General features: G+C 75.5%; 24 protein-coding genes, 4 tRNA genes and 1 riboswitch. Of the genes, 2 read left to right on the top strand and 26 right to left on the bottom strand.

Annotated features, from left to right (window positions below; translation table 11 throughout):
- Positions 1-60: 60 nt before the first annotated feature.
- The 9 genes from lgt to ACFU0Y_RS06195 all read right to left on the bottom strand — a co-directional run bounded on the left by lgt (position 61) and on the right by ACFU0Y_RS06195 (position 9,397).
- On the bottom strand, positions 61-951 hold the full coding sequence (lgt, locus tag ACFU0Y_RS06235) for a prolipoprotein diacylglyceryl transferase (protein WP_380213589.1): 891 nt from the start codon (positions 949-951) through the stop codon (positions 61-63).
- 78 nt (positions 952-1,029) lie between these two features.
- On the bottom strand, positions 1,030-1,836 hold the full coding sequence (gene trpA, locus ACFU0Y_RS06230) for a tryptophan synthase subunit alpha (RefSeq protein ID WP_380213593.1): 807 nt from the start codon (positions 1,834-1,836) through the stop codon (positions 1,030-1,032).
- A 44-nt stretch (positions 1,837-1,880) separates the two neighbouring features.
- A complete protein-coding gene (gene trpB / locus ACFU0Y_RS06225; RefSeq protein ID WP_380213588.1) occupies positions 1,881-4,007 on the bottom strand; it encodes a tryptophan synthase subunit beta in 2,127 nt (708 codons plus the stop codon).
- A 155-nt stretch (positions 4,008-4,162) separates the two neighbouring features.
- A complete protein-coding gene (locus tag ACFU0Y_RS06220; protein ID WP_380213587.1) occupies positions 4,163-4,423 on the bottom strand; it encodes an HGxxPAAW family protein in 261 nt (86 codons plus the stop codon).
- A gap of 152 nt (positions 4,424-4,575) precedes the next feature.
- Positions 4,576-5,175 (bottom strand): Trp biosynthesis-associated membrane protein, encoded by a 600-nt coding sequence (locus ACFU0Y_RS06215; protein ID WP_380213586.1) that lies wholly within the window; start codon positions 5,173-5,175, stop codon positions 4,576-4,578.
- Positions 5,168-6,766 (bottom strand): anthranilate synthase component I, encoded by a 1,599-nt coding sequence (locus ACFU0Y_RS06210; protein WP_380213585.1) that lies wholly within the window; start codon positions 6,764-6,766, stop codon positions 5,168-5,170. The genes ACFU0Y_RS06215 and ACFU0Y_RS06210 overlap by 8 nt, the downstream gene beginning before the upstream one ends.
- A gap of 49 nt (positions 6,767-6,815) precedes the next feature.
- Positions 6,816-7,196: a phosphoribosyl-AMP cyclohydrolase gene (gene hisI, locus ACFU0Y_RS06205; RefSeq protein WP_380213584.1), complete on the bottom strand. Its 381-nt coding sequence runs from the start codon at positions 7,194-7,196 to the stop codon at positions 6,816-6,818.
- A gap of 70 nt (positions 7,197-7,266) precedes the next feature.
- Positions 7,267-8,763 (bottom strand): AAA family ATPase, encoded by a 1,497-nt coding sequence (locus ACFU0Y_RS06200; protein ID WP_380213583.1) that lies wholly within the window; start codon positions 8,761-8,763, stop codon positions 7,267-7,269.
- Complete coding sequence (locus ACFU0Y_RS06195) at positions 8,729-9,397, bottom strand: Pr6Pr family membrane protein (RefSeq protein ID WP_380213582.1); 669 nt, start codon at positions 9,395-9,397, stop codon at positions 8,729-8,731. The genes ACFU0Y_RS06200 and ACFU0Y_RS06195 overlap by 35 nt, the downstream gene beginning before the upstream one ends.
- A 176-nt stretch (positions 9,398-9,573) precedes the next feature.
- On the opposite strand from ACFU0Y_RS06195, the gene ACFU0Y_RS06190 reads away from it, so the two are divergent.
- Positions 9,574-10,080 (top strand): hypothetical protein, encoded by a 507-nt coding sequence (locus ACFU0Y_RS06190; protein WP_380213580.1) that lies wholly within the window; start codon positions 9,574-9,576, stop codon positions 10,078-10,080.
- Positions 10,081-10,090: 10 nt separating this feature from the next.
- Here the strand turns inward: ACFU0Y_RS06190 and ACFU0Y_RS06185 are convergent, their stop codons facing one another.
- The 17 genes from ACFU0Y_RS06185 to ACFU0Y_RS06105 all read right to left on the bottom strand — a co-directional run bounded on the left by ACFU0Y_RS06185 (position 10,091) and on the right by ACFU0Y_RS06105 (position 22,823).
- A complete protein-coding gene (locus tag ACFU0Y_RS06185; protein ID WP_380213579.1) occupies positions 10,091-11,095 on the bottom strand; it encodes a helix-turn-helix domain-containing protein in 1,005 nt (334 codons plus the stop codon).
- Between the two features lie 327 nt (positions 11,096-11,422).
- Positions 11,423-12,187, bottom strand: a complete 765-nt coding sequence (hisF, locus tag ACFU0Y_RS06180; RefSeq protein WP_380213578.1) for an imidazole glycerol phosphate synthase subunit HisF — start codon at positions 12,185-12,187, stop codon at positions 11,423-11,425.
- A 44-nt stretch (positions 12,188-12,231) separates the two neighbouring features.
- Complete coding sequence (gene hisG, locus ACFU0Y_RS06175) at positions 12,232-13,077, bottom strand: ATP phosphoribosyltransferase (RefSeq protein ID WP_380213577.1); 846 nt, start codon at positions 13,075-13,077, stop codon at positions 12,232-12,234.
- 55 nt (positions 13,078-13,132) lie between these two features.
- Entirely contained in the window at positions 13,133-13,396 is a 264-nt protein-coding gene (locus ACFU0Y_RS06170) for a phosphoribosyl-ATP diphosphatase (protein ID WP_380213576.1), read from the bottom strand.
- 70 nt (positions 13,397-13,466) lie between these two features.
- Positions 13,467-13,946, bottom strand: a complete 480-nt coding sequence (gene ribH / locus ACFU0Y_RS06165; protein ID WP_380213575.1) for a 6,7-dimethyl-8-ribityllumazine synthase — start codon at positions 13,944-13,946, stop codon at positions 13,467-13,469.
- Entirely contained in the window at positions 13,943-14,695 is a 753-nt protein-coding gene (locus ACFU0Y_RS06160; RefSeq protein ID WP_380213574.1) for a GTP cyclohydrolase II, read from the bottom strand. The genes ribH and ACFU0Y_RS06160 overlap by 4 nt, the downstream gene beginning before the upstream one ends.
- Positions 14,692-15,381: a 3,4-dihydroxy-2-butanone-4-phosphate synthase gene (ribB, locus tag ACFU0Y_RS06155; RefSeq protein WP_380213592.1), complete on the bottom strand. Its 690-nt coding sequence runs from the start codon at positions 15,379-15,381 to the stop codon at positions 14,692-14,694. The genes ACFU0Y_RS06160 and ribB overlap by 4 nt, the downstream gene beginning before the upstream one ends.
- A complete protein-coding gene (locus ACFU0Y_RS06150) occupies positions 15,381-16,058 on the bottom strand; it encodes a riboflavin synthase (RefSeq protein ID WP_380213573.1) in 678 nt (225 codons plus the stop codon). The genes ribB and ACFU0Y_RS06150 overlap by 1 nt, the downstream gene beginning before the upstream one ends.
- Before the next feature lie 119 nt (positions 16,059-16,177).
- Positions 16,178-17,236, bottom strand: coding sequence for a bifunctional diaminohydroxyphosphoribosylaminopyrimidine deaminase/5-amino-6-(5-phosphoribosylamino)uracil reductase RibD (gene ribD / locus ACFU0Y_RS06145; protein ID WP_380213572.1), 1,059 nt, complete (start codon positions 17,234-17,236; stop codon positions 16,178-16,180).
- A 116-nt stretch (positions 17,237-17,352) separates the two neighbouring features.
- Positions 17,353-17,516, bottom strand: a riboswitch (FMN riboswitch).
- 55 nt (positions 17,517-17,571) lie between these two features.
- The gene (gene rpe, locus ACFU0Y_RS06140; protein ID WP_380213571.1) at positions 17,572-18,237 is read right to left on the bottom strand and encodes a ribulose-phosphate 3-epimerase; all 666 of its coding nucleotides are present in this window, start codon (positions 18,235-18,237) and stop codon (positions 17,572-17,574) included.
- A gap of 32 nt (positions 18,238-18,269) precedes the next feature.
- Positions 18,270-19,856 carry an RsmB/NOP family class I SAM-dependent RNA methyltransferase gene (locus tag ACFU0Y_RS06135; protein ID WP_380213570.1) on the bottom strand — a complete coding sequence of 529 codons (1,587 nt, stop codon included), beginning with the start codon at positions 19,854-19,856 and terminating at the stop codon, positions 18,270-18,272.
- On the bottom strand, positions 19,853-20,776 hold the full coding sequence (fmt, locus tag ACFU0Y_RS06130) for a methionyl-tRNA formyltransferase (protein ID WP_380213569.1): 924 nt from the start codon (positions 20,774-20,776) through the stop codon (positions 19,853-19,855). Before fmt ends, ACFU0Y_RS06135 begins: the two co-directional genes overlap by 4 nt.
- A gap of 32 nt (positions 20,777-20,808) precedes the next feature.
- Positions 20,809-21,402 (bottom strand): peptide deformylase, encoded by a 594-nt coding sequence (gene def, locus ACFU0Y_RS06125; protein WP_380213568.1) that lies wholly within the window; start codon positions 21,400-21,402, stop codon positions 20,809-20,811.
- Between the two features lie 75 nt (positions 21,403-21,477).
- Positions 21,478-22,332, bottom strand: a complete 855-nt coding sequence (locus ACFU0Y_RS06120; protein ID WP_380213567.1) for a cytochrome — start codon at positions 22,330-22,332, stop codon at positions 21,478-21,480.
- Between the two features lie 163 nt (positions 22,333-22,495).
- Positions 22,496-22,570: transfer RNA gene (locus ACFU0Y_RS06115), tRNA-Val, on the bottom strand.
- 49 nt (positions 22,571-22,619) lie between these two features.
- Positions 22,620-22,690: transfer RNA gene (locus ACFU0Y_RS06110), tRNA-Cys, on the bottom strand.
- A gap of 60 nt (positions 22,691-22,750) precedes the next feature.
- Positions 22,751-22,823: transfer RNA gene (locus tag ACFU0Y_RS06105), tRNA-Gly, on the bottom strand.
- A gap of 376 nt (positions 22,824-23,199) precedes the next feature.
- Here ACFU0Y_RS06105 and ACFU0Y_RS06100 point away from each other — a divergent pair.
- Positions 23,200-23,274: transfer RNA gene (locus tag ACFU0Y_RS06100), tRNA-Val, on the top strand.
- Positions 23,275-23,319: the final 45 nt, after the last annotated feature.

The raw sequence follows: 23,319 nt of genomic DNA, 5'->3' as shown, positions 1-23,319 counted from the left end.
AGATGTTACAGCTCTGAAAACTCTGCGGCCACGGGCCCCGCTCCGGGCCCCGGTGCGGTATCAGGCGCGCGCGGGATCCACGGCGGCGCCCCGGGCCCTCCGGCGGCGGAGCACCACGGCCGCGAACAGGGCCACGCCCAGCAGCACGACCCCCGCGGCGGTCCACACGTGCACCCGCTGGCCCAGCACCATGAGGGACGGGTCGATGCGCAGGAACAGCTCGATGAGCATCCGGCCCAGGCCGTAGTGGATGAGGTAGAGGGCGAACAGGCGGCCGCCGTCCAGGCGGAGCCGCCGGTCCAGGGCCAGCAGCAGCAGCACGCCGAGCAGGTTCCACAGGGACTCGTAGAGGAACGTGGGGTGGAAGAGGGTGTCCGCCGGCAGCCCGGCGGGGAAGTTGGCGCCGGCCGGGTCGATCTCGAGCCCCCACGGCAGGGTGGTGGGCCGCCCGAACAGCTCCTGGTTGAACCAGTTGCCCCAGCGCCCGATCGCCTGCGCGAGCAGCAGCCCGGGCGCGGCCGCGTCGGCGAAGACGGTCAGGGACACCCCGTGCCGGCGGCACACCCACCACGCGGCGGCCGCGCCGAACGCCACGGCGCCCATGATGCCGAGGCCGCCCTCCCAGATCCGCAGCGCGTCGACGGGGTCCGCGCCGGGTCCGAAGTAGCCGGCCGGGTCGGTGATGAGCACGTGGTACACCCGGGCGCCCACGATCCCGGCGGGCACGGCCCACATCACGATGTCCCAGACGATCTCCGGGTCCAGGCCCCGGGCCGCCCAGCGGCGCGTGGTCAGCCACAGGGCCGCCGCGATGCCCGCCAGGATGCACAGCGCGTAGGCGTGCACGGTCAGCGGGCCGAGGGAGAAGCCGGACCAGTCCGGGGAGGGGATGCCCTGCCGCAGCGGGGCGCTCATCAGCGCGGGCACGGGGGGAACGGCGCTCAGCAGCATGCGGTGGGGCCTCGGCTCGTGGGGTCGTCGGGTCGGGCGGACCCGGTCCCGCAGGGGCCGGTCCGCCCCGTCACGCTATCAGGCGCGCCCGGCCAGCTCCCGGGCCAGCGCGCCCACGGCCTCGGGTCCGCCGTCGGCCAGCGCCTGCACCAGGGCGGTGCCCACGATGACCCCGTCCGCGTAGGCGCCGATCTCCTCGACGTGCTCCCGGCGGGAGACGCCCAGGCCCACGCACACGTGCTGGGCCCCGGCCGCGCGCGTGTCCGCGACGAGCTGCTCGGCCACGTCGGAGACGGCGTCCCGGGCGCCGGTGACGCCCATCACCGAGACCGCGTAGACGAAGCCGCTCGCGGCCTTGACCACCAGGTCGAGCCGCTCCCGGGAGGAGGAGGGCGCCACCAGGAAGATCCGGTCCAGCCCGTGGGCCTGGGACGCCGCGAACCAGTCCCCGGCCTCGTCCGGGATCAGGTCGGGGGTGATGATCCCCGCTCCCCCGGCCTCGGCCAGCCGCCGGGCGAACGTGTCGACGCCCATCTGGAGCACCGGGTTCCAGTAGGTCATCACCACGGGCACCGCGTCGGTGCGCTCGGCCACGGCGCGGACCACGCGGAACACGTCCGCCACCCGGAAGCCCCGGGCGAGGGCCGTGGTGGTCGCGTGCTGGATCACCGGCCCGTCCATGACGGGGTCCGAGTACGGGATGCCGATCTCGATCACGTCCGCGCCGTTGGCGCCCAGGGCCACGGCGGCCTCGATGGACTCCTCCACGGTGGGGAAGCCGGCCGGGAGGTAGCCGACCAGCGCCGGCCGGCCCTGCGCCCGGCACTCGGCGATGCGCGCGGCGAGCCGCGAGCCGGGGGCGGCGCTCAGGCCCGGCGGCAGGATGCGGGACGCGAGGTCGGCCCCGGGGGTCTCGGATCGGGTGGTGCTCACAGTCGCTCGCCCTTCTCGCCGAGCTCCGCCTCGGCGCTGTCGTCCGGGAGCATCCCGAACCATTCCGCGGCGGTCGCCACGTCCTTGTCACCGCGCCCCGAGAGGGAGACCACGATGATCTTCTCCGCGGCCGCCTCCGGGCCGAGCTCCTCGACCCAGCGGCGGCCGATCTTCAGCGCCCCGGCCAGGGCGTGGGAGGTCTCGATGGCGGGGATGATCCCCTCCGTGCGGCACAGCAGCCGGAAGGACTCCATCGCCTCGGTGTCGGTGATCGCCTCGTAGCGCGCCCGCCCGATGTCGTGCAGGTGGGAGTGCTCGGGGCCCACGGCCGGGTAGTCCAGGCCCGCCGAGATCGAGTGGGACTCGAGCGTCTGCCCGTCCTCGTCCTGCATGAGGTAGGTCCGCGCCCCGTGCAGCACGCCGGGACGGCCCAGGGAGATCGTCGCGGCGTGGCGTCCGGACTCCACGCCGTCCCCGCCGGCCTCGAGGCCGTACAGCTCCACCGAGGGGTCGTCCAGGAAGCCGTGGAAGATGCCGATCGCGTTCGACCCGCCGCCCACGCAGGCCGCGACGGCGTCCGGCAGGCGCCCGGTCTGCGCCAGGATCTGCTCGCGGGTCTCCTCGCCGATCTGCTCGTGGAAGTAGCGCACCATCGCGGGGAACGGGTACGGTCCCGCCGCGGTGCCCAGCAGGTAGTGGGTGTTCTCGACGGAGGCGACCCAGTCCCGCAGGGCCTCGTTGATCGCGTCCTTGAGCGTGCGGGAGCCGTTCGTCACGGGCACCACGGTGGCGCCCAGCAGCTCCATGCGGGCGACGTTGAGGGCCTGCCGCCGGGTGTCCTCCTCACCCATGTAGACCACGCACTCCATCCCGAACAGGGCGGCCGCGGTGGCCGAGGCCACGCCGTGCTGGCCGGCGCCGGTCTCGGCGATGAGCCGGGTCTTGCCCATCCGCCGCGCCAGCAGGGCCTGGCCGAGCACGTTGTTGATCTTGTGCGAGCCGGTGTGGTTGAGGTCCTCCCGCTTGAGGAAGACCCGGCACCCGGCCTCGGCGGCGAAGCGCTGCGCCTCGGTCAGCAGGGAGGGCCGGTTCGAGTAGTCGCGGGAGAGCCGCTGGAACTCCGCGGTGAACTCGGGGTCGGCCTTCGCCTTCTCGAACACGTCGGTGAGCTCGTCGAGGGCGGCGATGAGGGACTCGGGCATCCACCGGCCGCCGAAGTCCCCGAAGTACGGTCCCGGGGCCTCGCGCAGGGAGGAGGCCTGCGCAGCGACGGTCTCCGCCTCGGCCGGGGGGACGTGCCGCCGGGCCCGGGCGGCGGCGCCGGCGGCCCGGAACCCCGCGATGGTGGCGGCGGGCTCGGCGCTGCGCACGAGGGCCTCGCCGACCAGGACGGCCTTGGCCCCGTGCGACGCGTAGAGGGCGACCTGCTCCTCCCCCTCGACCCCGGACTCGGCCACGAGCACCGCGTCCTGGGGCAGCAGACCGGCGAGCCGGCCGAACGTCCCGACGTCGGTGTCGAGGGTCTTGAGGTTGCGGACGTTGACGCCCACGATGCGGGCGCCCACGGCGACGGCGCGCTCGATCTCCTCCGGCGTGTGCGTCTCCACGAGGGCGTGCATGCCCAGCTCGTGGGTCAGCGCGAGGAAGCGGCGCAGCTCGTCGTCGGACAGGGCGGCGACGATCAGCAGGACGAGGTCGGCCCCGTGGGCGCGCGCCTCCCAGATCTGGTACTCGTCGACCGTGAAGTCCTTGCGCAGCACCGGCACCCCCACCGCCGCGCGCACGGCGTCGAGGTCCGCCAGGGAGCCGTTGAAGCGCCGCTGCTCGGTGAGCACGGAGATCACCGACGCCCCGCCGTGCTCGTAGGCGGCGGCCAGCTGCGCGGGGTCGTCGATCGGGGCGAGCGCGCCCTTGGAGGGGCTCGAGCGCTTGACCTCGGCGATGACCTGCACGGCGTCCGCGCCGGGCCCGCGCAGCGCCGTCTCGGCGTCCAGGGCGGGCGGGCGCTGCGCGGCCGCCCGGCGGAGCTCGTCGAGGCCGACGCGGGCGCGGCGCTCCGCCAGGTCCTCCCGGACGCCGTCGATGATGGCGTCCAGGACCGTCCCGGTGCTCTGTTGCGACATGGTTTCCTGTCCTCTCGGCGGCACTGGCCGCCCTGGTGCGTCGGTGGGGTGCGGGGCCGCGCCCGGACCGGGGGGGACGGCGTCCGGGCGCGGTGCGGACCGGACGGGCGGTGCGCGGGCCGCGCTCCCGAGGGCCGGCTCGCGCCGGCCGGGTCTCAGCCCTGGTGGCGGACCTCGTGCTTGCGCTGCTCGGAGCTGCTGCCGTGGCCCATGCGGCTGAGCACGGCGCCGGCGACGAGCCCGACGACGACGAGCACGATGCCCGCGATCAGCCCGACGGTGCTACCCACCGTGAAGCCCACCACGCCCACGATGACGCCCACCGACATGATGCCGACGGTCACCCACGCGGCCAGCGTGTTGCCGTGCCCCACGAAGCCGGTGTGGTCGAGGACGATCTCGTTTCCGTTTGCCATGTTGTTGCACTCCCGATGTTCCTGCCGGAGCCGGCCGGCTCCGCGCGCACGGCCCCGGCGGGGCGCGGCGGTTGCTGACAGTCTGTCCCGTCCCATTGTGCCACCCCGCGGCCCGGCCCCGCGCACGGCCCGCGGGGCTCCGGGGGCGGCGCTCAGGCGGTGGGGTCGCGGCCCTCGGTGAGGGCGTCCCAGGAGTCGATCTCGTCGCCGGGGCGGGGCGTCCCGGCCGGGGACGTGTCCGTGCCGGAGCGCTCGTAGCGCCGGGCTCCCGTCCAGGACCGGCCCGCCACGAGCGCCCAGGCCCCGCACAGCGCCACGAGCGCCGAGGAGGCGGCGGCGAGCGCGGGCCAGGCGGTGACGGCGAAGTCGCCGCCGGCGTTGATCATCCCGGTGGCCTCGCCCACGGCGGTCCGCGCGGCGCCGGCCGGGTCGGCCAGCACCGCGGCGGACGCGGCCAGCGCGCCGAGGCCGGCGAGCAGGACCACCACCGACACCACGGCGCGCAGGACCCGCCCGGAGATCGCGGTGGTCAGGGCGCCGGCGGCCGCGACCAGCCCGAGGGCGGTGACAGCCGGGGCGGCGTCGGAGCCGGCGACGTCCACGGTCACGGGCTCGAGCGTGGTCCGCACCGTGGCGGAGATCCAGGTGGCGGCGGAGCAGGCGAACACGGCCAGGGCGGCGACCAGGGTGGCGAGCACCACCGTGGACCGCCGGGACAGCGCCGCCCGCCGGGAGCCGCGGGCCTCAGGCACGCCCGGCGCCCGTCCCGGGGACGGCCACCCGGTCGAGGTCCAGGGCGTGCAGCCGTTCGGCGAGCAGCACCGCCCGCAGCGGCGCGGTGGCCTTGTTGAGGGACTCGAGCGCCTCCGTCTCGGGGTCCGAGTCCGCGACGATCCCGCCGCCGGCCTGCACGTAGGCCTTGCCGTCGACGAGCAGGGCCGTGCGGATGGCGATGGCCATGTCCATGTCCCCCGCGAAGTCGAGGTAGCCGACCACGCCGCCGTAGACGGCGCGGCGCAGCGGCTCGTACTCGTCGAGCAGGCGCAGCGCCCGGGGCTTGGGCGCCCCGGAGAGGGTGCCGGCGGGGAAGGTCGCGGCGAGCACGTCGTAGGCGGTCGCGTCCGGGCGCATCCGGCCGACGACGTTGGAGCACAGGTGCATGATGTGGCTGAAGCGCTCGACCTCCATGAACTCGGTGACCTCCACCGTGCCGGGCACGGCGATCTTGGAGATGTCGTTGCGGGCGAGGTCGACGAGCATGAGGTGCTCGGAGCGCTCCTTCTCGTCCTGGAGCAGGTCGCGCTCCAGCGCGAGGTCCTCCTCGACCGTGCGCCCGCGCGGGCGGGAGCCGGCGATGGGGTGGGTCACGGCCTGCTCGCCCGTGACGGTCACGAGCGCCTCCGGGGAGGAGCCCACGATCGAGAAGGGACGCCCGCCGGCGTCCTCGAAGCTGTACAGGTACATGTACGGGCTGGGGTTGATGGCGCGCAGCATGCGGTAGACGTCGAGGGAGTCGGCCGTGCACTCGGTCTCGAAGCGCCGGGAGACGACCACCTGGAAGATGTCCCCGTCCACGATGGCCTTCTTGCCCTCCACGATGGAGTTCATGAACAGGGAGCGGTCCCAGCTCTGGTCGACCTTGGACTCCAGGTCCCCGCGGATCTCGTCGCTGCCGGTGAGGGTCGAGGCCGTGGCCCGGCCCAGGGGGCGGGCGAGCTTCTCGAGCATGGCGTGCACCCGGTCCACCGCGTCGGCCCAGGCCTCGTCGACGCGCTCGTCCGTGTCGTCGAAGTTGATCGCGTTGGCCACGAGCATCACGGTGCCGTCCGTGTTGTCGTGGATCGCGATGTCCGAGACCAGGTTCATGGCCAGCTCGGGGATGCGCAGGTCGTCCTCCGGCGGGTGCGGCAGCCGCTCCCAGCGGCGCACGGCCTCCCAGCCCACGAAGCCCACGAGCCCCGAGGTGAGCGGGGGGACGTCCTCGAAGCGCTCCGTGTGCAGCAGCGCCATGGTGTCCCGCAGCGCCTCCACGGGGTTGCCGCCGGTGGGGGCGCCCGCCGGGGCCCGGCCGATCCAGTGCGCCTCGCCGTCCCGGGCGGTGAGCGTGGCCCGGGAGTTGGCGCCGATGAAGGAGTAGCGGGACCAGACCCCGCCCTCCGCGGCGGACTCGAGGAGGAACGTGCCCGCCCGCGCCGCCCCGTCCTCCAGGGCGAGCGCCCGGTAGAGGCCGATCGGGGTCATGGCGTCGGCGAGGATCTTGACGCGGACGGGGATGACGCGGCGCTCCGCGGCGAGCGCGCGGAACTCCTCGAGCGTGGGGCTGATGGTGCCCAGGTCCTGCATGGGTGTCGACCTGACTTCCTGGTGGCGGGCGGGGTGCGGAGGGTGCGGGTCAGACGGCGGCGACGGCGCCGAGGTCGCGGCCGTCGAAGCAGCTGCGGGTGCCGGTGTGGCATGCGGCCCCGGTCTGATCGACCTGCACGAGCAGGGCGTCGCCGTCGCAGTCGAGGCTGACGCTGCGCACCGTCTGGACGTGCCCGGACGTGTCCCCCTTGCGCCAGTACTCCTGGCGGGAGCGGGACCAGAACGTCACACGGCCCTGCGTGAGGGTGCGGCGCAGGGCCTCGTCGTCCATCCAGCCCAGCATGAGCACCTCCTTGGTGTCGTGCTGCTGCACCACGGCGGCCACGAGACCCGAGGGGTCACGCTTGAGCCGCCGGGCCACGGCGGGATCGAGGACGTCGGTTCCGGTGTCGGGGGTCTGCTCGCTCATCGTCACCCATCCTATCGACCGGACCGGGCGGCGCGGGGCCACGGCCGCCCCACGGGCGGCGCCGGGACCGTCAGGCATGCTCCGGCAGATCGTCCCCCGGGGGCACGGACGTGCCCCCGGCGGGGTCCTCGGCAGGGTCCCCGGCGGGGACCTCGTCCGGGTCGTCACCGGCGCCGGCGTGGCCGAGCAGCCGGCGGGTCAGCGCCTCCCGGCCGGAGAGGAGCTCCTCGAGGGCGGCGGTCAGGTCCGCGTCCGTCGCGTCCTCGCCCCGCACGGCCGCCGCCAGGACGGCCCGGCGGACCAGCTCCTTGGGAAAGGACCCGGTGGTCCCCTCCGCGCGCGACGCCGCGGCGTCGAGGGCGGCGGCCGAGAAGCTCTGCTGCCCCGCGTACCGGCGGAACAGCCGGGACCGGGCGTCCGCGTCCGGCAGCGGCATCTCGACGGCGAGGTCCACCCGGCCCGGGCGCTCGGCGAGGGCCCGCTCGAGCACGGCCACGCGGTTGGTCGTGAGCACGAAGGCGACGTCGGCGTCGCCGTCGAGCCCGTCCAGGGCGTCGAGCACCTCGAAGAGCACCGGCGCGGGCCCGGTCCCGAGGTCCCGGTCCATGGCCACGAGGTCCACGTCCTCGAGCACCACGATCGACGGCTGGAAGGTGCGGGCCACCTCGGCGGCGGCCCCGACGAGGTGCAGGCTCGGCCCTGTCAGCAGGACGGCCGTGGTCCCCGGGGTCTCGGAGAGCAGGTGCCGGACCGTGAGGGTCTTGCCGGTGCCGGGCGGGCCGTGGAGCAGGATCCCGCGCTTGAGGTGCTGGCCCGCGGCCCGGAGCGCGTCCCGGTGCTCCCCGATGCCCACGACGTGCCCCACGACCTTCTCCAGCAGCCCGGCGGGCAGCACGATGCCGTCGGCGGGCTCGTGCGGGCGCGGCAGGAACGTGGCGCCGGCCTCGCTGCCGTACTCGGTGGCGGCGAACGAGAGCACCTGGCCGCGCAGCACGCTGCGCCGGAGCATCAGCGCGCGCAGCCGGGCGAGGAGCACGGCGCAGACGGCGGGCTCCGCCGCGAGCACCTCGAGGAGCACCCGGCTGCGTCCGTACTCGGGCCGGGGCATGCGCTGGAGCACGGCCACGGGCACCCCGTCCACGGTGAGGCAGCGGATGCCGAACGCCACGACCTGCCGTTCCGTGTCCGGGCCCGTGGCCCGGGTGGCGTAGTCGACGGGGCCGACGTCGGCCCCGGAGTACGGGGCCGACAGCAGCTCGGCGAGGCCCAGGTCCTGGCTGCTCCGGCCGCCGCTGACCCCGAGGAGGGACCCGGGCCCGTCCCCGGCCAGCTCCGCGAGGGCGATGTCGACGTCGACGAGGCGGTGCGGGGCGAAGTCCTCCGAGACCACCGGCAGGGTGCGCACGTCCGCGCCGAGCACGGCCGACAGGTGCCGCCCGAGCGGCGTGGGCTCGTCGCCGCGCTCGGGCGGCAGGGCGGAGAGCCGGTCCACCAGACGTCGGACCGAGCGCAGCAGCCGGGCGTCGTCCGGGTCAGGGGTGCTGCCGGCGGGGGCGGAGTCGTCCATGGGCCGACCCTACCCGGACGGCGGGCAGGCGGGTGGCGGCCACGGTGAGGAAGGACACCGCGAGGATGAGCACGGACAGCCCGAGGGCGTACGTGCCCACCGCCCGGTAGCCGCCCACCAGGTCGGGGTCGAGGAAGAAGTACGGGTACCAGCCGACCAGCCGCCCGCGGATCAGGGTGTACACGGCCCACAGCGCCGGGAAGACGGTCGACGTCCAGGTGGCGGCCCAGCGCAGCCGGCGGCGGCCCGGGGCGAGCAGGAGGTCGGCCACGGCGTAGACGGGCAGCACGAAGTGCAGGACCTGCGAGGACAGCGGCACGAGGAAGAGGTGGCCGAACAGCTCGGCGTTGGCCAGCAGCACCCCGAACACGACCCCGGAGACCACGGTGTAGGTGGTGGCCATCGCCCGGAGCCCGGTCAGCCAGCCCGGTTCCGCGGCGCGGGCGGCCGTGTGCAGCAGGGCCAGCAGCACGGCCAGGACGAACAGCACGGCACTGTGGATCGTGAAGTAGCTGAAGAGGTTCGTGCCCAGGCAGGTGCGCGTCACGAAGGCGCAGTCGGCCCGGGAGACCAGCGCCCAGAGGGCGACCGCCAGGGCGCAGACCCGGGCGGCGACGACGACGGCGAGTCCCACGTCCGACCTCCTCCCGCCGCTCCGGGCTCCAGGATAGGCAGGACGGGAGCGCCCCTCGCGCGGCGGGGTCGTCGGTGCCGCCCTGCGTCCTTCCCCGGGCTCCGCCCGGGCCCGGCCGGCGAGGCCTATCGTGGGAGCAGGACCAGTGCGGCAACGGCGGGCGGGACACCGAGACGATGCATCCGAGGACGACGGCGGGACGACGGGCGGCCCCCGGCGCGGCGGCGGCCGTGCTCGCCGTCGCGCTGCTGGGCGGGTGCGGGGATCCCGGCGGACCGCGCCCCACGGCCGGCCCCGCCACGGCCGAGGCGCCCACGGCGGCGCCGGCGACCTCCCCCGCCGGATCGCCCGCCCCGGACGGCCCGTGGGGCGCCTATCCGGACCGGCGCGAGGCGTGCGCGGCGGTCGCCGACGACCTCCTGGTGCTCGCCCTGCTCCCGGCCGGCCTCGCGGCGGGACCGACCGTGGCGGAGGTCCAGGACGTCGAGGACGAGGTCGAGGGCGTGCGCGGCGACGCCCCGCCGGCGCTGGCGGCGGACTACGCCCGGGTGCAGCTGCTGGTCGACTCCTACGGCGAGGCGCTCGCGGAGGACCCGTCGGCGCGCTTCGACGGGCAGGCGCTGGACGAGGCGCTCGGGCCCGTGCGGGACTGGCTGGACGCGACGTGCCGGGACGGGACCTGACCCCGCCGGCTCAGCGCTGCAGCGTGGCGCCGGGCGGCTCCCCGAACCGCGCCCGGTAGGCGCTCGCGAAGCGCCCGGGATGGGCGAAGCCCCAGCGCGCCGCGACGGCCGCGACCGTCCCGCCCGCCGCGGGGTCGGCGCCGAGCAGGTCCTGGCGGGCCGCGTCCAGGCGGGCCTCGCGGAGGTAGCCGACGGGGGTGCGGCCGAGCTCCCGGCGGAACGCGGCCTGCAGCCCGCGGGGGCTCATCCGTGCCGCCGCCGCGATCTCGGCGAGCCCGACGTCCTCGTGCAGGTGCTCGTCGACGAAGGCGACCGCCCGGCGCACCTGCCCCGGCAGCGCCGGGGCGCTCTCCCGCGGCGCCGGCTGTGCCAGGAAGGTGTTCGGGAAGCAGTGCAGCAGGGCCGCGGCGAGCGACCGGAACGCCTGCCCCCGCACCAGGGGCGTGCGCAGGGCCTCCGTGTTGGGCAGCACGTCCCGGTGGACATGCCGCACCTGGGCGAGCCAGTGCCGCGCCATCTGCGGGGACACGGGCATGCTGCCGGTGAAGCGCAGGTCGAAGCCCGGCACGCCGAGCAGGTCCCGCGCGGTCTCCTCGACGGAGCTCGCGTCCAGGACCACCGTGCTCAGCTCGAGCAGCCCCTCCCACCGGCCGCCGTACACCCCCTGCGGCAGCAGGAACGGCAGCGGCGTGGCGACGGTCTGCCGACCGGCGCTCACCGTCAGGTGCCCGGTCAGCACGTGCACCACCGAGTACGTGCCCGAGACGTCGCCGGTGCCGGAGGACTCCGAGGTGGACAGCCGGAAGCGGTGGGCGAGCAGCGGGCCGACCGCCGTGGCCGCCATCCGCAGCTCGAACGAGCCGTCGGTGGGCGCCCGCATGCCGAGACCGGTGTAGAGCTCGGACATGGCCGCGATGCCCCGGTCGGCGTCGTGCGTGGCGAAGGAGGTCCGGTGGACCGGGTCCGCCGCGGGGCGGGCGGCCTCCTGCGGTCCTGAGGTCTCGGGCGTGGTCATCGGTGTCCTCGACGGGCGCAGGAGCGGCCCCGGGACGGGACCGCTCCTGCGCGGGGCGCTATCGGCGGTTGAGGAGTCCCCGCAGCACGCCGCCGAGGCCGCGGCCGCCGGACCTGCCCGCGCCCGCCTGGCCCGCGGCGTTCATCCCGCGGGTTCCGCCTCGTCCTCCGGCGGCACGACCGGTGGTCCCCCCGGCACGACCGGTGACGCTCCTGATGATGCTGTTCAGTCCCACGGTGGACTCTCCTTCGGGTCGGCCTGTCGAGCGACTGTCGTCAGCTCACTGTCGACTCTACGCCGGGTGGACGTCCCGGGCCACGGTGCCTGTCAGCGGACCTCGTGGCCCGCGGCCCGCAGCGCGTCCTTGACCTCGGCGATCGCGTGGACGGGCCCGAAGTGGAAGATCGAGGCGGCGAGCACGGCGTCGGCGCCCGCGTCGACGGCGGGCGGGAAGTGCTCGGCGGCCCCGGCCCCGCCCGAGGCGATCAGGGGCACGTGCACCCGGGCGCGCACGGCCCGGATCATCTCCAGGTCGAAGCCCTCCTGGGTGCCGTCCGCGTCCATCGAGTTCAGCAGGATCTCGCCCACGCCGCGGTCCTCGGCCTCCCGCGCCCAGTCGAGGGCGTCGAGACCGGTCAGGGTGCGCCCTCCGTGGGTCGTGACCTCGAAGCCGGAGGCGGTGTTGCCGGTGCGCCGGGCGTCCAGCGAGAGGACGAGCACCTGGCTGCCGAAGTGCCCGGTGATCTCGTCGATGACCCCGGGGCGGGCGACCGCGGCGGTGTTGATGGAGGCCTTGTCCGCGCCGCAGCGCAGCAGCCGGTCCACGTCGGCGACCGCGCGGACGCCGCCGCCCACGGTAAGCGGGATGAACACCTGCTCCGCGGTGCGGGAGACCACGTCGAAGGTCGTCGCCCGGGCCGCCGAGGACGCCGTGACGTCGAGGAACGTCAGTTCGTCCGCGCCGGCCTCGTTGTACCGCTTGGCGAGCTCCACCGGGTCCCCGGCGTCGCGCAGGTTCTCGAAGTTCACGCCCTTGACGACTCGACCGGCGTCGACGTCCAGGCACGGGATGACACGTACGGCAACGCCCACGGGCGGCACCTCCTCGGCTGCGGGGATGGGGCGGGAAGGACGGCTCAGATCCGGGCGGCCTGGATCGGGGAGACCAGGATGGCGCGGGCCCCGACGTCGTAGAGGGCGTCCATGACCTTGTTCGTCTCGGACTTGGGGACCATGGCGCGGACCGCCCAGGCGTTGCCGCGGCCGAGCCGGGAGATGGTGGGCCCCTCCATGCCGGGGGTGATCTGGGTGGCGGCCTCGACGAACTCCTCGGCCACGTCGTAGTCCATCAGCACGTACTGCCGGGCCACGAGCACCCCCTGCAGGCGGCGCCGCAGCACGGCCAGGCCCTCGGGCTCGGCGGCCGCCCGGCTGCGGATCAGCAGCGCCTCGGACGTCATGATGGGGTCCCCGAAGACCTGCAGGCCCGCGGCGCGCAGGGTGTTGCCGGTCTCCACGACGTCGGCGATCGCGTCGGCCACGCCCAGCCGGATGGAGGACTCCACGGCGCCGTCGAGGCGGACCACGGAGGCGTCCACGCCGCGCTCGGCGAGGTAGTCGCGCAGCAGGCCGTCGTAGCTCGTGGCGATCCGGCGGCCCGCGAGCTCGGCGATCGAGGAGAACTCCCCCGCCGGACCCGCGAAGCGGAACGTGGACCGGGCGAAGTCCAGGCCGAGGTCCTCGTCCGCGCGGGCCCCCGAGTCCAGGAGCAGGTCCCGGCCGGTGATCCCGACATCGAGGATGCCCCCGCCCACGTACACCGCGATGTCGCGGGGGCGCAGGTAGAAGAACTCGACGTTGTTCTCGGGGTCCACGAGCACCAGCTCGCGGGAGTCCCGCCGCTGCCGGTAGCCGGCCTCCTTGAGCATGGTGACGGAGGACTCGGACAGGGCGCCCTTGTTGGGCACTGCGACACGCAGCATGGGGTTCCTTCTCGGCTCAGGACGTTCGGTGGGGCGGGACGGTGCGGCGGCGCGCTCAGAGGTGGCGGTAGACGTCCTCGAGCCGCAGGCCCTTCGCGACCATCATCACCTGCAGGTGGTACAGCAGCTGCGAGATCTCCTCCGCGGCCTGCTCCGGCGTCTCGTACTCGCAGGCCATCCAGACCTCGGCGGCCTCCTCGACGACCTTCTTGCCGATGCCGTGCACGCCGGTGTCGAGCTCCCGGACCGTGCCGGAGCCCTCCGGTCGGGTCACGGCTTTGTCGCTGATCTCGGCGAAGAGGGTCTCGAAGGTTTTCACGACTACCAGGGTAATGCGTCCGCGACGGCCTCCCGACCGGCCCGGGCCGGCGCGGCGCGCGACGCCGGTCTCAGACTCCGAGGGAGCGCAGCAGCAGCGCGGTCCGCACCGCGGCGGCCGTGGCCTCGTAGCCCTTGTCCTCCTGGGAGCCCTCGAGCCCGGCCCGGTCGAGCCCCTGCTGCTCGGTGTCGCAGGTGAGCACGCCGAAGCCCACGGGCACGCCGGTGCGCACCGAGACGTCCGTGAGGCCCTGCGTGGCCGCCGAGCACACGTAGTCGAAGTGCGGGGTGCCGCCGCGCACCACCACGCCGAGGGCCACCACGGCGTCGAGGCCCGGGGCGAGGCGGGCCGCGGCGACCGGCAGCTCGAAGCTGCCGGGCACCCGCACGACCGTCGCGTTCCGCACGCCGGCGTCGGCGAGCGCGCGGCGGGCGCCGTCGACCAGCCCGTCCATGATCTGCGTGTGCCAGCTCGAGGCGACGACGGCGACGCGCAGGCCGCTCGCGTCGTCGGTGCTGAGGTCGATGTCGGGGGCGCCGTGTCCGCTCATGGGGTGAGGTCTCCTGTGCTGTCGGTGGTGCGGTCGGTGGTGCGGTCGGTGGTGCCGTCGGTGGTGCCGTCGGTGGTGCCGTCGGCGGCCTCGGCGGCCGCGCCGCGGTGGGCGACGGTGTCGTCGACGTGGCGCAGGCGGTGCCGCATGCGGTCCCGCTTGGTCACGAGGTAGTCGTGGTTCTCCGGGCGGGCGGGCACCTCGTTGGGCACCATCGCGACGACGTCGATGCCCAGGTCGCCCAGGCGCTCGGCCTTGGCCGGGTTGTTGCTCAGGAGCCGGATCCGGGTCAGCCCGAGCCGGTGCAGGATCGCCGCCGCGGCGGTGTAGTCCCGGGCGTCGGCCGGCAGGCCGAGCAGCTCGTTGGCCTCGACCGTGTCCGCCCCGCCGTCCTGGAGCTTGTAGGCGCGCAGCTTGTTGACCAGGCCGATCCCCCGGCCCTCGTGGTTGCGCAGGTAGAGCAGGGTGCCGCCGTCGTCGGCGATCCGCCGCAGCGCGAGGTGCAGCTGGGGCCCGCAGTCGCACCGGTAGGACCCGAAGACGTCACCCGTGAGGCACTCGGAGTGCAGCCGCACGAGCGGCGGCCGGCCCACGGGCACACGGTCGGAGGACGGCGCGGTGAGACTGAGGTGCTCGGCCACCGGGCCCCCGGGCCCGCCGGGTAGCTGCCAGCCGATCACCTCGAACCGGCCCTCGGGCGTGGGCACGACCACGGGCTCGGAGCTCACCAGGGGGGCGTCCGGCCTCATCGGCGGCCCTCCCGCAGCTGCGCGGCCAGGTCCTCGATGCTCACCAGCGGGATCCCGTGCCGGTCGGCGAAGACCCGCAGGGCGGGCAGGCGCATCATCTCGCCCTCGTCGTGGACGAGCTCGGCGATCACGCCGACCGGCTCGAGCCCGGCGAGGGAGCACAGCTCGACGGCGGCCTCGGTGTGCCCGCGGCGCACGGCGACCCCGCCGTCGGCGGCCCGCAGGGGCAGCATGTGCCCGGGCCGGGTGATGTCCCCCGGCCCGGCCGCGGGATCGGCCAGCACCCGGGCGGTCAGCGCGCGGTCGGCGGCGCTGATGCCGGTGCTGACCCCCAGGCGGGCGTCGCAGGTGACGGTGTAGGCGGTGCCCTTCGAGTCCTCGTTGACGTCGACCATCGGGGGCAGCCGCAGCGCATCGGCCCGCACCCCCGTCATGGGCACGCACACGACCCCGGAGGTGTGCCGGACGGTGAAGCCCATCAGCTCGGGCGTCGCGTGCTCGGCCGCGAAGACGATGTCGCCCTCGTTCTCCCGGTCGGCGTCGTCCACGACGACGACCGGCCGGCCCTGGGCCATCGCCTCGACGGCCGCGGCCACGGGGTCGAGCCGGATCTCCTCCGTCGCTCCCTCCCCCGTGGTCCCGTCCGCCGTCCGGCCCGTTCCCTCGTGGGTGCTGCTGGTCCGCATCATGCTCCTTCTCCTGCCGTGGGCCGGGCCGTCGGGGGCGCCGGGGTGCTGTCGGTCCGGGCGAAGGCCAGCAGGCGCTGGGCGTACTTCGCGAGGACGTCGACCTCGAGGTTGACGGACGCGCCGACGGGGCGGCGTCCGAGGGTGGTCTCTGCGAGCGTGGCCGGGATGAGGCCGACCTCGAACCAGTGCTCCGCGGCACCCGGCGCGCTCACCGCCGTCACCGTGAGGGACACCCCGTCCACGGCGACCGATCCCTTCTCGGCGACGAAGGGGGCCAGGTCGGCGGGCACCCGGATGCGCACCCGCTCCCACTCCCCCAGGTCCTCCCGGTCCGTGACGGTGCCCGTGCCGTCCACGTGGCCCTGCACCACGTGCCCGTCGAGCCGGCCGCCGGCCGGCACGCAGCGCTCCAGGTTCACGGTGTCCCCGGCGGCCAGCGCCCCGAGGGTGGTGCGCACGAGCGTCTCGCCGATGACGTCGGCCAGGAACTGGCCCGGGCCGATCTCCTCGGTGCGCGTGGCGGTGAGGCAGACCCCGTTGACGGCGAGGGAGCCGCCGTGCGGCAGGTCCGCCACGAGCGGCCCGGCGTCCACCAGCAGGCGGGCGCTCGTGCCGTCCGGGCGGGGCTCGACCGAGCGCACGGTGCCCTGGCCGGCGACGATTCCTGTGAACATGCGGTGCTTCCTCTGATCTCTGTCGGTCTCTGGTCGGTCTCTGATCGGTTCCTGCCCGGTCCTGCCGGTGCCCCGGCCGCGGGAGTCCCGGGCCGCGGCTCCCCGCGGCCCGGGGGTGCTCAGCCCGGCGGGGCGGGCCGCAGGTGGATCCACAGGTCGGGGCCCAACTGCTGGACGGGTCCGCCACCGGCGGGGTCGAGCCGCCACCGGGAGGCGTCCGCGAGGGTGCCGACGCCCAGCTCCTCGAAGGCCGGCCGACCCGCCCCGAGCACGAGGGGCGCCTGGTAGAGGCTGAGCTCGTCGACGAGTCCCGCGCGCAGGAAGCCCGCCGCCACGGTGGCCCCGCCCTCGATCAGCACGTGGCGCACGCCGGCGTCGTAGAGCTCGGCCAGGGCGGAGTGGGGGTCGTGGGTCGCGACGTGCCGGAAGCGCCCGTCGGTGCCGCGGATCGCGGCGTCCGGGGGCACCGGGCGCAGGCCCATGGCCACGCGCAGGGGCTGCCGCGGGACGGCGCCGCCGTCGCCGGTGCGGGCGGTGAGCCGGGGGTCGTCGGCCAGGAGCGTGCCGCTGCCCACGAGCACGGCGTCGGCCCGGGCGCGGAGGTCGTGGCCGTGCTCGCGGGCCGACGACGACGTGATCCACCGGCTGGTCCCGTCCGCGGCCGCGATCCGGGCGTCGAGGGTCTGGGCGACCTTGAGGGTCACGAAGGGGCGCTGGGCCCGGACGGTCTCGCCCCAGCGGTCGTTGAGCCGCTCCGCCTCCTCGGCCAGGACTCCCGAGCGGACCTCGACGCCCGCGGCGCGCAGGGTGGCGGCACCGCCGGCGGCGGCGGCCGTGCGGTCCGGCGCGCCGTAGACGACGCGGGGGACGCCCGCCTCCACGATCGCCTCGGCGCACGGGCCCGTGCGGCCCCAGTGGTTGCAGGGCTCGAGGGTCACGTACATGGTGGTGCCGCACAGCTCCGTGCCGGCGGACGCGGCACGCTCCAGGACGTCGACCTCGGCGTGGTCGGTGCCGGCACCGCGGTGGTGGCCGACGTGCAGGACGCGGCCCGCGGCGTCGACGAGCACGGCTCCGACGAGGGGGTTGGCCCCGCGCGGGCCGCGCGCGGCCGCGTGCAGGGCGGTCCGCATGAGCGACCGCTCGGCGTCGTCGCCGGTCCGGTGCTGCGGGTCCATCGCGTCGTCCTTTCCCGGGTGGTTCCGGGGCGCAGGACAACGGTGCCGCCGCCGGGACCCGCGGGTCCGGACGGCGCCGCGGCGGATGCCGTCGACGGCACGCCACGAGGGCCGTTGAACGTGTTGCCTTCCATCCAGACTGTGACTGTCGGTACCGGAGTTCCACCGGTTCGGCCGGACGACCCGTCGGTGCAGGCGCTGGGCGCCCGCACGGGCGTGGTCGTCCGGTTCGCGGACTGTGACCGCCGGTTCGGACTTGCACCGACCCCGGAACACGTTGTTCGTGCCCCGATTATGACACAGGGCGTGCCGCCGGCGGCCCGTGTCCGGCCGGCTCAGCCCTGGGCCGAGCGGGCCGCCCCGCGCAGGGCGGTGATCGCGGCCCCGGGGTCCTCGGCGCCGTAGACGGCCGAGCCCGCCACGAACGTGTCGGCCCCCGCCTCCGCGGCGCGCACGATGGTCTCCTCGGTGATCCCCCCGTCCACCTGCAGGGCGACCCGCCCCCCGCCCGACCGGATCGCCTCGGCGGCCCGGCGGATCTTCGGCAGCGTGACGTCGAGGAAGGCCTGGCCGCCGAAGCCCGGCTCCACCGTCATGACCAGCAGCATGTCCAGCTCCGGCAGCAGGTCGAGGTACGGCTCCACCGGGGTCGCGGGACGCAGGGCCATCCCGGCCCGGGCGCCGTGGGCGCGCAGCTCGCGGGCCAGCTTCAGCGGGGCGCGGGCGGCCTCGGCGTGGAACGTGACCGACTCGCAGCCGAGCTCGGCGTAGCCGGCGGCCCAGCGGTCCGCGTCCTCGATCATCAGGTGCACGTCCAGCGGGAGGGGGCTGACGGCGAGGATCCGCTCCACGAGGGGCATGCCCAGCGTGAGGTTCGGGACGAAGTGGTTGTCCATGACGTCCACGTGCACGGCGTCGGCGGCGGTGATCCGGCCCAGCTCGGCCTCGAGGTTGACGAAGTCGGCGGAGAGGATCGAGGGGTGGATGCAGGTTCGGGACACGGAGACTCCTGGTGGGGTGGTCGGTCGGGGCGTCAGCGCCTGCGCAGCAGGGCCAGGAACATGGCGTCGGTGCCGTGCACGTGCGGCCACAGCTGGACGGTCGCGGGGCCGGAGGTCCCCTCCCAGGGGCGGGACGGGTCGCGGTCCCCGTCGAGGCTGCCGGGCAGGGCCGCGGCCCGGACCGGCGCCAGGGCGTCGACCAGCTCGGCGTCCTCGCGGCCGGCCAGCACGTCCTGGACCACGGCGAGGGTCTCGGCGGCGTGCGGAGAGCAGGTCGCGTAGGCGACGAGGCCTCCCGGACGGGCGACGTCCAGGGCGGCGTGCAGCAGCTCCCGCTGCAGCGGTCCGAGCTCGGCCAGGTCCCGGGGGCTGCGCCGCCAGCGGGACTCCGGGCGGCGGCGCAGCGCGCCGAGGCCCGTGCACGGGGCGTCGACGAGCACCCGGTCGAAGCCGGTCTCCGCCGCGGGACGGCCGCCGAGCAGCTCGTCGGTGCCGCGACCGTCCCCGGTGCGCACCGTCCAGGCACGCTCCGGGACCGGGCGCAGGGCCCGGCGCACGAGCTCGGCCCGGTGCGGGGCCACCTCGTTGGCCGTCAGGTGGGCCCCCTGCCGGTCGGCCAGGGCCGCGAGCAGGGCGGCCTTCCCGCCCGGGCCGGCGCACAGGTCCAGCCAGCGGCCGGCCCCGTCGTCGTCCGTGCCCTCGCCGGCGGCGACCAGCGCACGGGCCACGAGCTGGGACCCGGCGTCCTGGACGCGGACCCCGCCCTCGCGGACGGAGCCCAGCCGGTGCAGGTCGCCGCCGCTGCTCAGCGCCGAGTCCGGCACGAGCCTCCCCCGCTCCGCGCCGGCGGCGATCGCCTCGTCGAGGTCCCCGAGGCCGGGCAGGGCCACGAGGTTGACCACCGGGGCGTCGTTGTCCGCCTCGAGCAGGGACTCGATCTCGGCGGCGTCCCGGCCGTGGGCGGTGAGCGCCTGGCGCAGGGCCCGGACCACCCACGCCGGGTGGGCGTGGGCCAGCCCGAGGCGGGCGGTCGCGTCCGGGGCGTCGGCGGTCAGCTCCGCGACCCACCCGGACAGGTCCCGGGCCGCGACCTTGCGCAGCACCGCGTTGACGAGCCCGCCGGGGCCGGCCCCCACGACGGCCCGGACGAGACCCACGGTCTGGTCCAGGGCCGCGTGGTCGGGCACCCGCATGGCCAGCAGCTGGTGGGTGCCCAGGCGCAGGGCGTCGAGGACCGCGCCGTCGAGCTCGCCGAGGGGGCGGTCGACGCAGCGGGCGAGCACCGCGTCCCAGGTGCCCTGCCAGCGCAGCGCCCCGTAGGCCAGCTCCGTGGCGAAGCCCGCGTCCCGCCGGTCCAGGCGGTGGGCGCGGACGAGCTTCGGCAGCACGAGGTTGCCGTAGGCGCCCTCCTCGGAGACCGCGCGCAGGGTCTCGAAGGCCGCCAGCCGGGCCGGGTCGGCCCGCCGCGTCCGCCCCGCGGGCGCCGCGGAGGAGAAGGCGCGCTCGGACTGCGCCCGCCGGTTGCGCTCGTGCCCCCGCGCGTTGCGCCGTGCGCCCCCCGGCCGCCGGTCGCGGTCCGCCCTCCGGTCTCCGTGCCGCCCGTCCTCGCGCTCGCTCACTCGAACACCACCTCGTCCTCCGTGCTGCGGCCCCGCGCCCAGGCGGCGGCCTCCATGGTCGTCCTCCCGGCCGGCTGCACCCGGGTGAGCTGAACCGCGTAGGAGCCCGTGCCCACGAGCACCGCGTCCCCGCGCAGGACGCACCGGCCCGGGGCGACGTCCCGGACGTCGGGCCGGGGCAGCACGCGCTCCAGCTTGAGCCGGCGGTCGTCGAACCGGGTCCAGGCCCCGGGCTCGGGGGTCGCCCCGCGCACCCGGTGGGCCACGGCCACCGCGGGGTCCGTCCAGCGGACCCGTCCGTCCTCGGCCGTGAGCTTCGGGGCGTGGCTCACGTCCCCCTGCTGCGGCGCCGGCCGGGCGGAGCCGTCGACCACGGCGAGCAGGGAGTCCGCCAGCAGCGGCGCCGCGGTGCGGGACAGCCGCTCCAGGACCGTCCCGGCGGTGTCGTCGGGACGGACCTCGTCGGTCATGGTGCCGACGACGGGCCCGGTGTCCAGGCCCGCCTCCAGCAGGAAGGTGCTGGCGCCGACCACCGTGTCCCCGGCCATGAGGGCGCGCTGGACGGGGGCCGCGCCGCGCCACTGCGGCAGCAGCGAGAAGTGCAGGTTGATCCAGCCGTGCGGCACGGCGTCCAGGGCGGCCTGCGGGACCAGGGCCCCGTAGGCCACGACGGCGGCGACGTCCGCGCCCAGGGCCCGGATCCGCTCGGTCAGCTCCGCGTCCACCCGGTTGGCCTTGAGCACGGGCAGGCCGCGGCGGGCGGCCTCCTCGGCCACGGGCGAGGGGGTGAGCACCCGCTTGCGCCCCACGGGGGCGTCGGTGCGCGTGAGGACGGCCACGATGTCGACGTCGGGACGCTCGGCGAGGTGGACGAGGGCGGGCACGGCGACGGACGGCGTGCCGGCGTAGAGGATCTTCACGAATCTCCTGACGGGAGGGGACGGGGCCGGGCTCAGGCCGGGCGGGAAGGGCCGGCGCCGAAGGCCGAGCCGGAGGGGCCGACGCCGAAGGAGCTGCCCACGTGCGCGGCGCGTTGGCCGGTCACGCCGCGCACCACGCCGTCGTAGTCGGCGGCGCGGATGGCGCGCAGCGCGTCCTTCCGCGCGGCGCCGGCCAGCCGGTCGACGTAGAGCCGCCCGTCGAGGTGGTCGCTCTCGTGCTGCAGGCAGCGGGCCAGCAGGCCGGTGCCCTCGACGGTCACGGCGGCGCCGTGCTGGTCGAGGCCGGTGACCCGGGCCCAGTTCCGGCGCGGGGTGTCGTAGGCCAGGCCCGGGACGGAGAGGCAGCCCTCGCCGCCGTCCTGGGGCTCCTCGCCCAGCTCCAGGACCGGGTTGACCACGTGGCCCTCGCTGCCCTCGACCGCCCAGGTGAACAGCCGCACGCTGACGCCGACCTGGGGCGCGGCGAGGCCGACGCCGCCGACGTCCAGCATCGTCTCGTGCATGTCCGCGACGAGGCGGCGCAGGGCGTCGTCGAAGGCGGTGACCTCCTCCGCGCGGGTGCGCAGGACGGGATCACCGATGGTGCGGATGGGCAGGACGGACATGGCGGGACCTCGCTCTCGACCCGGCAAGTCTACGGGCCGCCCGTGTCCCGGCGGGCACCCGGGACGCCGCGGCCCCTACGGCTGCTCGCGCAGCGGTGGCGGCGGCACGGGGCGCAGCGCCGGACCCGCCGCGGCGAGGGCCGTCTCCTGCGTCCACAGCCGGTGCAGGGCGCAGAACTTGTACCAGTGCTGCTCGAGCACCGCGGGGACGGCCTGCACGGGCACGACCTCCGTCTCGCCGATCGCCACCCCCAGCAGCAGGTCCGCGCCGCCGTAGGCCCACGGCTCCCAGGTCCCGGCCTCGGCGTCCACGAGGGACTCCTCGGCCTTGAGCCCGGCCACGAGCTGGGTCACGACCTTGGGGTCCAGCGACTTCACGCGCCCGTCCCGGTCCGTGCCCTTCGTCTTGTAGTCGATCAGGCAGACCTTGCCGGCGATCCGGGCCACGAGGTCGAGGGTTCCGGCGTAGCCCACGGTGGAGTTCCACACCGTGACCTCCACCGCGAGCGGTTCGGGGGCGTAGAGGTCCCACCACTCGTCGAAGCGGGAGGCGAAGCGCTCCTCGCCGTGCTCCGCGAGGGCGGCCCGCGCGTCCGCGGCGCGGTGGGGCTTCCCGAGGGCCCGCAGGGCGATCTGCTCGGCGTAGGTGTGCACCCGGTCCCCGCGCGCCGCCGCCTCGTCGCGGTGCCGTTCGGCGGCCTTGGCCGCGTCCCGCACCACGGCGCGCAGCTGCGCCGGCGAGCCCAGGGCCGCGCGCAGCCGGTCGTCCCGCACCGCGGCCTGCGCGGCGGAGTAGCCGTACCACCCGTCCAGGTCCGTGGCGGCCCGGGAGAGGACCGTGGTGATGGAGGGGACGGTCGCCTGGTCCGCGACGGACCTCGCGTACATCCGTCCGTACTCTGTCTGTTCCGCCAGCCTGGGCTGTGTCACGCTGCTCGTCGCCTCTCCCTCGTCGCGCCCCGGGTCCGGGGCGGGCCCGCCGCCGACGGGTCCTGGCCCGCACGCTACCGACCGCCTCGGACACGCGACGCGGCGGCGGCCGGGGCCCGGGCACGACGAAGGCCCCGGCTCGCAGGAGCCGGGGCCTTCCAGGTGGTGCGCGATACTGGGATCGAACCAGTGACCTCTTCCGTGTCAGGGAAGCGCGCTACCGCTGCGCCAATCGCGCTCGACCGGCGGTACCCGAGGGGACCGTCGAGCGTGGTGGGTGTGCACCGAGGTGGAGACGGGATTCGAACCCGCGTAGACGGCTTTGCAGGCCGCTGCCTAACCACTCGGCCACCCCACCGGGACCTGGTCCTCACGGACAGGGCCGTCGGTCACGACATCGTTCATGCCGATCACTGCGAGCGGACGACGGGAGTCGAACCCGCGACATCCACCATGGCAAGGTGGTGCTCTACCAGCTGAGCTACGTCCGCATGTCTTGCTCTCGGTCGATCTCTCGATCTTCCGAACAGGAACTCTAGCACAACCCGTTCCGGTGCCGTTCGCACCGGGGCGGGGCGTGCCAGGATCGCGGATCGTGGCTCCCGGACGGCTGTGCAGCCGTTCCGCTCGCCGGAATCCGTCGGTGTTCCTGACAGGTGGAGACTTTACGGGACCGATTTCCGAAACGCCAAATCCTCCCGGGAACCGCCCCCAGGAGCGTCCCGGGCGCCGCGGCGAGACCGGGTCCGCCGACCCGCGGTCACCCCGGGTCGGACCCCGGATCTGCCCCCCGGCGGGCTGGAACCAGCGCCTCGCCGCCCGAATTGGCCCCCGGCCGGGATGTGGGTTATGGTTTTCGAGCAGTGAGCGCGATTGGCGCAGTGGTAGCGCGCTTCGTTCACACCGAAGAGGTCACTGGTTCGAACCCAGTATCGCGCACCACCTGGAAGGCCCCGGCTCCTGCGAGCCGGGGCCTTCGTCGTGCCC

It is taken from the genome of Kocuria sp. NPDC057446 (assembly GCF_042802875.1).
In the GTDB taxonomy this organism is placed as follows: Bacteria; Actinomycetota; Actinomycetes; order Actinomycetales; family Micrococcaceae; genus Kocuria.
This window is presented reverse-complemented; position numbering and strand designations above follow the sequence as displayed.

Excerpts from the sequence above, each read along its gene's own strand:
- trpB (WP_380213588.1), bottom strand. The coding sequence starts at position 4,007 with ATGTCGCAACAGAGCACCGGGACGGTCCTGGACGCCATCATCGACGGC.
- ribH (WP_380213575.1), bottom strand. The coding sequence starts at position 13,946 with ATGAGCGGACACGGCGCCCCCGACATCGACCTCAGCACCGACGACGCG.
- ACFU0Y_RS06190 (WP_380213580.1), top strand. The coding sequence starts at position 9,574 with ATGCATCCGAGGACGACGGCGGGACGACGGGCGGCCCCCGGCGCGGCG.
- ACFU0Y_RS06210 (WP_380213585.1), bottom strand. The coding sequence starts at position 6,766 with ATGCAGGACCTGGGCACCATCAGCCCCACGCTCGAGGAGTTCCGCGCG.
- hisI (WP_380213584.1), bottom strand. The coding sequence starts at position 7,196 with ATGAGCGAGCAGACCCCCGACACCGGAACCGACGTCCTCGATCCCGCC.
- ribD (WP_380213572.1), bottom strand. The coding sequence starts at position 17,236 with ATGGACCCGCAGCACCGGACCGGCGACGACGCCGAGCGGTCGCTCATG.
- ribB (WP_380213592.1), bottom strand. The coding sequence starts at position 15,381 with ATGCGGACCAGCAGCACCCACGAGGGAACGGGCCGGACGGCGGACGGG.
- lgt (WP_380213589.1), bottom strand. The coding sequence starts at position 951 with ATGCTGCTGAGCGCCGTTCCCCCCGTGCCCGCGCTGATGAGCGCCCCG.
- ACFU0Y_RS06220 (WP_380213587.1), bottom strand. The coding sequence starts at position 4,423 with ATGGCAAACGGAAACGAGATCGTCCTCGACCACACCGGCTTCGTGGGG.
- ACFU0Y_RS06150 (WP_380213573.1), bottom strand. The coding sequence starts at position 16,058 with ATGTTCACAGGAATCGTCGCCGGCCAGGGCACCGTGCGCTCGGTCGAG.
- def (WP_380213568.1), bottom strand. The coding sequence starts at position 21,402 with ATGTCCGTCCTGCCCATCCGCACCATCGGTGATCCCGTCCTGCGCACC.
- hisG (WP_380213577.1), bottom strand. The coding sequence starts at position 13,077 with ATGCTGCGTGTCGCAGTGCCCAACAAGGGCGCCCTGTCCGAGTCCTCC.
- ACFU0Y_RS06200 (WP_380213583.1), bottom strand. The coding sequence starts at position 8,763 with ATGGACGACTCCGCCCCCGCCGGCAGCACCCCTGACCCGGACGACGCC.
- ACFU0Y_RS06185 (WP_380213579.1), bottom strand. The coding sequence starts at position 11,095 with ATGACCACGCCCGAGACCTCAGGACCGCAGGAGGCCGCCCGCCCCGCG.
- ACFU0Y_RS06160 (WP_380213574.1), bottom strand. The coding sequence starts at position 14,695 with ATGAGGCCGGACGCCCCCCTGGTGAGCTCCGAGCCCGTGGTCGTGCCC.